Source organism: Mesorhizobium sp. B2-5-4 (genome assembly GCF_006441095.1).
GTDB lineage: Bacteria > Pseudomonadota > Alphaproteobacteria > Rhizobiales > Rhizobiaceae > Mesorhizobium > Mesorhizobium salmacidum.
Genome location: NZ_VFUR01000045.1, coordinates 1 through 9,919, shown reverse-complemented (window position 1 = coordinate 9,919; position 9,919 = coordinate 1). Strand labels below are relative to the sequence as shown.

General features: G+C 62.5%; 7 protein-coding genes. 2 read left to right on the top strand and 5 right to left on the bottom strand.

Annotated elements, in window-relative coordinates; genetic code table 11:
• The 3 genes from FJ492_RS28435 to FJ492_RS28425 form a co-directional block, all read right to left on the bottom strand.
• A partial coding sequence (locus FJ492_RS28435) for an ABC transporter permease subunit (protein ID WP_140773637.1) occupies positions 1-1,024 on the bottom strand: 1,024 nt, incomplete at its 3' end.
• On the bottom strand, positions 1,017-1,940 hold the full coding sequence (locus tag FJ492_RS28430) for an ABC transporter permease subunit (protein ID WP_140508021.1): 924 nt from the start codon (positions 1,938-1,940) through the stop codon (positions 1,017-1,019). The genes FJ492_RS28435 and FJ492_RS28430, both read right to left, overlap by 8 nt.
• 164 nt (positions 1,941-2,104) lie before the next feature.
• Positions 2,105-3,697, bottom strand: a complete 1,593-nt coding sequence (locus FJ492_RS28425) for a peptide ABC transporter substrate-binding protein (RefSeq protein ID WP_140508019.1) — start codon at positions 3,695-3,697, stop codon at positions 2,105-2,107.
• A 282-nt stretch (positions 3,698-3,979) separates the two neighbouring features.
• On the opposite strand from FJ492_RS28425, the gene FJ492_RS28420 reads away from it, so the two are divergent.
• Both FJ492_RS28420 and FJ492_RS28415 read left to right on the top strand, forming a co-directional pair.
• Positions 3,980-4,426 (top strand): TadE/TadG family type IV pilus assembly protein, encoded by a 447-nt coding sequence (locus tag FJ492_RS28420; protein ID WP_140508017.1) that lies wholly within the window; start codon positions 3,980-3,982, stop codon positions 4,424-4,426.
• The gene (locus FJ492_RS28415) at positions 4,427-6,181 is read left to right on the top strand and encodes a TadG family pilus assembly protein (protein WP_140773635.1); all 1,755 of its coding nucleotides are present in this window, start codon (positions 4,427-4,429) and stop codon (positions 6,179-6,181) included.
• Positions 6,182-6,189: 8 nt separating this feature from the next.
• Here FJ492_RS28415 and FJ492_RS28410 read toward each other — a convergent pair whose 3' ends face one another.
• Positions 6,190-7,821: an alpha-glucosidase family protein gene (locus FJ492_RS28410; protein ID WP_181166791.1), complete on the bottom strand. Its 1,632-nt coding sequence runs from the start codon at positions 7,819-7,821 to the stop codon at positions 6,190-6,192.
• On the bottom strand, positions 7,822-9,819 hold the full coding sequence (gene glgX / locus FJ492_RS28405; RefSeq protein WP_140773633.1) for a glycogen debranching protein GlgX: 1,998 nt from the start codon (positions 9,817-9,819) through the stop codon (positions 7,822-7,824). It abuts the gene before it with no gap.
• Positions 9,820-9,919: the final 100 nt, after the last annotated feature.

The following is a 9,919-nucleotide window of genomic DNA, read 5'->3' as shown; positions in this document are numbered from 1 at the left end:
GCCAGTTGGCGGTGCCGATGTTCTTGGCGCCAACCGAGATCAGCACGCCCCAGCTGGTCATCGGCTCCTGGATGCCAAGGCCGAGGAACGACAGGAAGCTCTCCAGGATGATGACCTGCGGCACCAGCAGCGTCATGTAGATCACCACGGGGCCAAGCAGGTTGGGGATGACATGGCGCAGCAGGATGCCGCGCTGGCCGATGCCCATGGCTTCCGCCGCCTGGACATATTCCTGCCGGCGGATCGACAGCGCCTGGCCACGCACGATGCGCGCCATGTCGAGCCAAAGCACGGCACCGACCGCCAGGAACATCAGCACGAAGTTGCGGCCGAAGAACACCACCAGCATGATGACGAAGAAGATGAACGGCAAGGAATAGAGCACGTCGACGATGCGCATCATCACCTCGTCGACCTTGCCGCCGGAAAAGCCGGCGGCGGCGCCATAAATCACACCAATCACCACCGCCACGAGGCCCGCGAGCAGGCCGATGGCAAGCGAGATGCGCCCGGCCATCAGCGTGCGCGACATGAGATCGCGGCCAGTGTTGTCGGTTCCGAACAGGAAATACTGCTGCTTGACCGACGCGCTCATCGTCACTTCGAGGCCCTCGGGCGACTTGCTCTCGATCTTGGTGTCGTCGAAGGCATCGGAACGGTCGAGGTAGCGGATGTTGCGGTCGTCGATCGGCTTGGCCGACTTGACCGTGACGAAAACCTGATTGCCCTCCTGGTGCCACTCCTTGATGTCGACGCGCATGCGTTTGATCGCTTCGGTGAGCGCGGTCTCGATCATATCGGGTTTCGGGTAGGCCGACAGGCTTGGCGGCATGCGCACATAATCGGCGTAGATGGTCGTGTATTGATGCGGCACGAACCACGGGCCAAAGACGCTGACCACCCCGATCAGAACGAGATAGTAGAGGCTGAACATGGCGGCGCGGTTGGCCTTGAGGCGCGCCCAGGCATCACCCCAAAGCGAGCGACCGACGATGGCGGGAGCGGTGGCTGCGATGTCAGTCATAGCGCACCCTCGGGTCGACGATCGCGTACATGACGTCGACGATCAGGTTGAAGACGATGGTGAAAATGGCGATCACCACCACCGTTCCCATCACCAGAGTGTAATCGCGATTGAGCGCGGCATCGACGAAATAGCGGCCAACGCCCGGAATGGAGAAGATCGTCTCGACGATGACCGAGCCGGTCAGCAGTGCCGCCGCCGCCGGGCCGGTGAAGGAGACGATAGGCAGGATGGCGCCGCGCAAGGCGTGCTTGACCACCACCGACCAGTCGGAGAGGCCGAGCGCTCGCGCCGTTCGGATATGATGGGATCGCAGCGACTCGATCATCGAGCCGCGCATCAGGCGGGCGACGATGGCGATCTGCGGCAAGGCGAGCGTCAGCACCGGACCTACCTTGTTGATGAAAGCGCCATCGCCCCATCCCCCGATCGGCAACAGCCTCCAGGTCAGCCCGAACAGGAGCTGGATCACCGGCGCGATGACGAAGGTGGGGATGGTGCTGCCGGCGGTCGCCAGCGCAATCACCGTATAGTCGCCAAGCTTGTTCTGGTTGAGCGCGGCAATGGTGCCGAGCACGCTGCCGAGCAGCAGCGCCAGGATCAGCGCCGAGGCACCGAGTTGGACGGAAATGGGCAGGCCCTTGGCAAACAGTTCGGTGACGGTGAAATCCGGCATGTTGTAGCTCGGGCCGAAATTGCCGCGCAGCAGATTGCCGAGATAGTGGACATATTGCAGCCAGAGCGGATCGTTGAGACCGAACTGGGCTTCAAGATTGGCCTTGATCTCGGGGCTAAGTCCCCGCTCCTGGTTGAATGGACCGCCCGGCGCGACGCGCATCAGGAAGAACGCCATCGTCACGATGACGAACAGCGTCGGGATGGCGGTCAAAAGCCGCCGGAATACGTATCGCAGCATCGGTGCCCCGCTTGATCCGGAGCCCGCCCGTCCACCCGGACGATTGCGCTCCAGCCTTCAAATCTTCGCACCGAACGTTCCGAGAATCGATTCCGCTTCCCGGGCCGATGCGATGGCAAACCAGCGCCGCCGCGCATACAGTTGCGCGGCGGCTTGGCCAGGGATCAGTCCTTGCTGACGAAGCGTGACGGATGCACGTCCATCACATTGTCGACGAAGCCATGCAGCTTCGAGGAAACGATGTCGTGGTAGCTGTAGTAGAGAAGCGGAATCTGGCCGACATCGTCGATGAGGATGCGCTCGGCCGCGGAGAGGTCCTTCATGCGCTCGTCGGGCTTGCCGCCGGCGGCCGCGGCCTTGTCCATTGCCGCTTCGTATTGCGGACTGTTGTAGTTCGAATAGTTGTTGCCGCTGGCCTTGCGCGTGATGCCGAGGAAGGTTTCCGGATCCTTGTAGTCGGCAATCCAGGCGGCACGCGCCACGTCATAGTCGCCCTTCTGCTCGAGGAAGGAGTAGTGGGTCTTGGTGTCGGTGTTGAGCAGCGTGACGTCGACGCCAAGCGGCTTCAGCTGTTCCTGGATCGCCACAGCGGTGTTCTTGTGGTTTTCCGAGGTGTTGTAGCGGATCTCCATCTTCAGCGGATGCTCGGGCGTGTAGCCTAGCTTCTCAAGGATTTTCTTGGCCGCGTCCTCGCGGTCGATCTGCGGCATGTCGGCGTATTTGGCCATTGCGGGCGTGTAGCCCTCGATGCCGGGAGGCACCATCGAATAGCCGGGAAGCATAGAGTTCTGCCAGACCTTTTCAGCGATGAAGTCACGGTCGATCGCCATCGAGATGGCGTTGCGCAGCTCGGGGTTGTTCCACGGCGCCTTGTCGGTCTTGATCGCATAATAGTAGGTGCCGAGATACGGCCCGACATGGATCTGGTCGCCGAACTTGGTCTTGAGGTCGGCGAGCTGTTCGGTCGGCAGATCGTCATAGCTGTCGAGTTCGCCGGCCTCGAAGCGCTTCATAGCCGATGAACGATCCTCGGTCGGGATGTAGTTGACGACGTCGAACTTGACGGTCGCGGCGTCCCAGAATTTCGGATTCTTGACCAGTTTCATGTGGTCGTTGGGAACCCATTCGGCCAGCGTATAGGCGCCGTTCGAAACCAGATTGCCGGGCTTGATCCAGTCGGCGCCGAGCTTTTCAATCGAGGCCTTGCTGACCGGATAAGTCGCCTGGTGGGTCAGCATCTCCAGGAAGTATGGCGTCGGTGCCTTCAGAGTCACTTCCAGGGTGTTGGCGTCGATCGCCTTGACGCCCATGTCCTCCGGCTTGCCCTTCTTGGTGTTGACGTCCTCCGCACCCTTCACCGGATAGAGCATCGAGGCATATTCCGCGCCGGTCGCCGGATCCTCGAGCCGGTGGAAGGCGTAGACGAAGTCGTCCGCCGTCACCGGGCTGCCATCCGACCACTTGCCGTCCTTGCGCAGCTTGAAGGTGTAGACGGTGCCGTCATCCGACACCGTCCAGCTTTCGGCGGCGCCCGGAATGAGGTTCGCCTTCTCATCTTGCATGACCAGTCCCTGGAACAGGTCACGCAGCACGTTGGCTTCATAGACCGTCGAGGTCTTGTGTGGATCGACCGACTCCGATTCAGCGGCGGTGCCCCTGTTATAGACGGTCTCGGCAAAGGCTGGCGTCAAGAACGTGCCGGCAGCCAAGGTCATGGTCGTGGCGAGTACCGTCGCCTTCAGCATATTTTTCAGCATGAAGTTCTCCCTGTCGGCGCTGCCATCGGCGCGCCTTTGCGTGTTGACGCCCCGGAACCGATGTCTGGCTCCTTTGAGCGCGCCACCGGTTCCCTCCGGCGGCTGGTGGCAGGAGACTAGACAGGAGGTAAGCTCTTTTCAACTGAGTACTGATTGACCCTAAGTCAATCCTCATTATCGCAGAAGCAACGGCTAAATTAGAAAGACGCTTCAATCGAGCACATCCCTTGGTTGCACCCGGAGTTTCCGCTTTCTGCATGCGAACTTGAGCATGCTTGTGCCATGGTCCACAACCTCATTTCCAAGGCCCGAAGGCGCCAGTTCCGAACAGACAATTCGGGAACTTCAGCGGTCGAGTTCGCACTGTTGTCACCGCTTTTCATCCTTCTTTTGCTCGGAATGGTTGCCTACGGCATCTATTTTGGTGCCGCCAACTCGATCCAGCAAATCGCAGCCGACGCCGCCCGGACGGCTATCGCCGGGGTGAACCAGACCGAGCGGCAAACGCTCGTGGCCAGCTATCTCACCAACAACGCCGGCGGCTACCCTTTCGTGGACGCTAGCAAGCTGACCTACCAGGCCAATGACAGCGTGGCCGACGGAAGCCAGTTCGTGGTGTCCATCTCGTATGATGCCCGCAACCTGCCGATCTGGAATCTGTTCCCGGGCATAGCCATGCCAGGGACGACCATCAAGCGTCAGTCAACGATCAGGGTCGGGGGTATCTGAATGCTGCAGCGGGCGGGCAAGGGCATCGGCCGGCTTGCACGGTCGATGATGGGAGACAAGAAGGCGAACTTCGCCGTCATGACCGCATTGAGCGCGCCGGTTGCGCTGGCGCTGGCCGCGGTGGCGATAGACGAGGCCTCCATCTATACCGAGCGCCGGGAAGCCCAGGCGATGGTCGACCTGGCAGCGATCACCGCCGCCTCGAACATCAACAACGTCAACACAGCGGTCGTCACCACGCTCACCGACAACGGCATGCCGGGTGTCGTTGTTCAAGCTTCGGGCCAGACCATCCCAGCGGCCGCCGGAAAGACGGTGGTGACGGTCACGCGGGGCCGATATGCCTCGTCGACCGCCAATGTCAGCCAGCGCTTTCAGGCGGGCGTGACGCCTTACAATGCGGCGCGGGTGACTTTGGCGAAAATTCCCCAGCGCTACTTCGCAAGCTGGCTGATCCCCACTCCCGTCATCGACACCCAAGCCACTGCCAGCATGACGCCGCAGGCGACATTCTCGGTCGGGTCGAGATTGCTTAGCGTCAATGGCGGCATCCTCAACGCACTTTTGAGCGGACTTCTCGGCGGCAACATCTCGCTCAGCGTCATGGATTACAACGGGCTGATCTCGGCCGATGTCAGCGTGCTTTCCTTCATCAGTGCGCTCGGCACACAACTAAACATCACGGCCGGCACCTATTCCGACGTTCTGGCATCGAAGGCGACCGTCGGCCAGATCGCCACTGCCATGGCCAATGTTCCTGGCCTCGGCAATACCGCCAAGGTCGCCTTGCAGACCATCGCCTCCAAGTCGACCAGCACCGTCAAGATCCCACTCAGCGGACTTGTCGACCTTGGTTCCGTCGGCAGCCTGGGCCTCGGCCAACAGCCGTCCGGCCTTGGCGTAGACGCAAGCGCCATGGGCATGTTGTCGGCCGCCGCCGTGCTCGCGAACGGCACCAACCAGGCTGCGGTCAATCTCGGCGCCACCATCCCGGGACTGCTCTCGGCCACAGTCACGATTGCCATCGGGGAGCCAATGCAATCCTCGCCCTGGTTGTCGATCGATGATATCGGCACTGTCGTGCGGACCGCCCAGACGCGCATCAAAGTAGCCGCGACGGTCGGGGGCGCAGGCGGCAATATCGGTGGGGGCATTACTCTGGTGTCGGTCAACCTGCCACTGCATGTGGAAGTCGCCTACGCCGAAGCCAAACTCACCGACATAAGCTGTCCTACGGGTCCCGACAGCATCAAGGTCACCGTTTCTGCCCGCCCCGGTGTTGTGGAAGCGCATTTGGCCGACAGCAGTAGCTCCGGCTTTGCCGATTTCACCAAACCGGAATCGTTCTCCGACACTGAAATCGCAAAGGTCAGTCTTCTGATCAATCTACTCTCAGTGACGGGCTCGGCGGCATTTGAGATGACCAACAACGCGCCGACCGCATTGACCTTCAACAAGGCCGACATTGACGCCAAAACGATAAAGACAGTCTCCACGCAAAACCTGACACAGTCTTTGACGACCTCCCTGGTCAGTGATCTGTCGCTGACGGTCAATTTGCTGGGCCTGCCGCTGCTGAATCTGAAAACCCTGCTTTCAACCGTGCGGCCGGCAGTGGTTGCGCTCTTGAACGGCGTGGCGGCGCCGGTCGACGAGCTGGTTTACAATTTGCTCGGAGCCCTTGGTGTGCGTGTAGGCCAGGCCGACGTGCGAGTCACCGGCGCGACCTGCGGCCGCGCCGTGCTCGTTCAGTAGAGCCCCAATCAGTCGAGCCGACCAAGGAAAGAGCCGAGCACGGACAGCGATAGTTCGCCGTTCTCGGCGACCGCGCTGCCGGCGACCGCTGTTAGAGTGCCGACATCCGCGGGCAACCGCCAAGTCGCCGGCTCTCCGGCGAAATTGAAGACACAGAGCAGCCTCTCCCCACCATCCTCGCGGATGAAGGCGAGCACGTCGTCCTCGGCATCGAGAAGGCGGATCGAGCCGCCGACCAGCGCAGGATGCTGTTTGCGCAAGGCGAGCGCCGAGCGGTAGGCCGACAGCACCGATTGCTCCTCGCCGTTCTGCACATCGACCGCGCGGGCGCGATGGCCTGCCGGCACAGGCAGCCAGGGTTTCGCGGTGGAAAAGCCCGCATTGTCGGCGCCCGCCTCCCAGACCATCGGCGTGCGGCAGCCGTCCCTGCCCTTCACGCCGGGCCAGAAGCGGATGCCGACGGGATCGCGCAGATCCTCATAGGCAAGCTCCGCCTCCTGAAGGCCGAGCTCCTCGCCCTGATAGAGGCAGATCGAACCGCGCAGGCATGCGAGCAGCATGATCGAGAATCTGGCCACCGCATCGGGATCGCCACCCGGCCTCGTCCAGCGGCTGACATGGCGCACGACGTCATGGTTGGAGAATGCCCAGCAGACCCAGCCATCGGCAACCGCATTTTCGAAGGCCTCGACGCAGCCACGTACATGCGCCGCGGAGAATTGCGAGCCGAGCAGGTCGAAAGTGTAGCTCATCTGAAGCTTGTCGGCGCCGGAGGTGTAGGCGGCCAGCGTCTGCAAGGAGCGGCCTTCATCGCCGATCTCGCCGACGGCGGCGCGGCCCTCATACTCGTCCAGCAATGCCCGAAAGCGCCTGAGGAAATGGAGGTTTTCCGGCTGCGTCTTGTCGAACAGATGCTCCTGATAGAGGTAGGTGCTGGTCTCCGTATTGGTGCCGGCAACGCTCGAAGCCAAGGGCGGATTGCTGCGCAGCCAGTGGTCGTGGACATAGTAATTGACCGTGTCGAGCCGGAAGCCGTCGACACCGCGCTCTAGCCAGAACCGCACCGTGCCCAGCAACGCATCCTGGACCTCCGGATTGTGGAAATTGAGGTCCGGCTGCGAGGCGAGGAAATTGTGCATGTAATATTGCCGACGGGTCGCGTCCCATTCCCAGGATGGCCCCCCGAAGACCGACAGCCAATTGTTGGGCGCGCCGCCGTCCGGCCTGGCGTCGGCCCAGACGTACCAGTCGGCCTTGGCGTTGTCGCGGCTGGCGCGGCTTTCGATGAACCATTCGTGCTTGTCGGATGAATGCGACAGCACCTGGTCGATGACGACTTTCAGGCCGAGCCTGTGCGCTTCGGCGACCAGCGCATCGAAATCCGCCAACGTGCCGAACATCGGGTCGACGTCGCGATAGTCGGATACATCATAGCCCATGTCGGCCATCGGCGACTTGAAGAAGGGCGACAGCCAGACAGCGTCGACGCCGAGCGAGGCGATATGAGCGAGCCGTGACGTGATGCCCTTGAGATCGCCGCTGCCGTCGCCGGTGGTGTCCTGGAAAGAGCGCGGATAGACCTGATAGATGACGCAGCCTCGCCACCATTCGGGCCTCTGCATGGCATTGTCGTCGGACATTTACGAACCCTTCCCGGCGCCACCGTTTCCGGTCCGGCCCTCGATCATGAAGTTGACGCCGCGACCCGGGAGCGGGCGTAGAAGGTCGATCGCCTGCGTCTCGATTGCCGGGCGCCAAAGGAAGCCATCTCGCGCTGGCAAGGTGAAGACGCATTGGCGGCGGTCGCCGTTGATCATGACGGCAAGCCTGCCATCGTCGCCGCCAAGCAGCATGACGAGGCGATGCCGGCTGGAGTCGTTCCAGTCGCTCTCGTTGAGCGGAGCGCCCGTCTCGGTCAGCCATGAGACATCGGGGATGTCGGAACCGTCAACCGCTTGCCCGGTCAAGAAACGCGTGTCCGACAATGCCGGCACCGCCTGGCGAAGAGCTGCGAGCGCCGATGCGTAACGCTCCAGCGCCTGGTCGCGGGCTGGCCAGTCAAGCCAGGTGATGGCGTTGTCCTGCGCATAGGCGTTGTTGTTGCCCTTCTGGGTGCGGCCGAACTCGTCGCCTGCGGTCAGCATTATGGTGCCGCGCGAGGCGAACAGCGTGGCGAGCAGTGCGCACTGGTCGTCGAAGCGCGACTTGGTGATCGCCGCGTCGTGCGTCTCGCCTTCGGTGCCATTGTTCCAGGACAGGTTTTCGTTATGGCCGTCACGGTTCTGCTCGCCATTGGCGCCGTTGTGCTTGCGCTCATAGGACACGATATCAGCCAGCGTCATGCCGTCATGGGCGGCAATGAAGTTCACGCTGCGGCTTGCCGGCCCCCCTGCCCCGTTGAACGCGTCGGACGAACCGGCAAGGCGTGTGGCGAGAGCACCGACCATGCCGGCATCGCCGCGCCAGAAGCGTCTGATATCGTCACGGTAGCGATCGTTCCACTCAAGGAACGGCGGCCGGAAATTGCCCAATTGGTAGCCGTCTGCCCCGATGTCCCAAGGCTCGGCGATCAGCACGCGGTCGCAGAGCACCGGATCATGGATGATGGCCCGGAGCAGCGGCGCTTCCGGATCGAAGATACCATCGACCCGGCCCAGCACCGGAGCCAGATCGAAACGGAAGCCGTCGACGCCGGCCTGGCACACGAAATGACGGAGTGTGTCGAGCACCATTTCCCGCACCACCGGATGGTCGCAAGCGATCGTGTTGCCGGTGCCTGTGTCATTGACCAGCACGCCATCCGGCCGGTGCCGATAGTAGGCCTGGTTGTCGAGGCCGCGTAGCGAGAGCGTCGGCCCCAGCCTGTCGCTTTCGCCGGTATGGTTGAAGACGAGGTCGAGAATGGTGCCGATGCCGGCCCGGCGCAGCGCAGCGACTGTATCCTGCAATTCCGTCAGGCCGCCGGGCGCGAGGCGTTGGTCGAGCGCCATGAAGGTCACGGGATTGTAGCCCCAGGCGTTTCTTAAGCCCAGCGGCGGCAGATGCCGCTCGTCGATCGACGCTGTCACCGGCATCAGTTCGACAGCGGAGACACCGAGCCTTTGCAGATGCTCGATGATGGCTGGATGGGCAAGTGCGGCGATCGTACCGCGCTGTTCTTGGGGCACATCCGGGTGGAGCTTGGTGAAGGCGCGGACATTCAATTCGTAGATCAGGCCGCCCGGACGAAACAGCGGCGGCAGGATCGGTGGGGCCGCGGGCAAGGCCTTGGCCACGGCCTTGGGCATCACCGACGCGGTGTCGGCGCCCTCATTGCGCCGCGCGGCGAGCCGCCAGTGATAGGCATAGGGCCGGTCGATCTCGACGGCGTAAGGATCGGTCAGCAGCTTGTCGGGGTCGAACCACAGCCCACGCTCGGGTGCATAGTCGCCGTCGGCTCGCAGGCCATAGCGCGCGCCCACGGCCAGGCCGGAGACGAAAAGCGCATGCATGCCGTCGCCATCCGGCGTCAGCTCCAGCCGGTCGAGTTCACGGTTTCCCTGCTCGTCGAAGATCGAAACCCAGAGGCGATGGGCCGATGAGGACCATGCGGCAAAGCGGATGCCTTCGCTGGTGATGGTGGCGCCGAGCGGCGTCATGCGCGCGCCTTCCCTTCTCACCATGTGAGGCCTTTGCACGGAACCGGGTTGGTGATTCCGTGCGTAAGGAATGAAGAGGGATGATTCGGATGGTCGATCG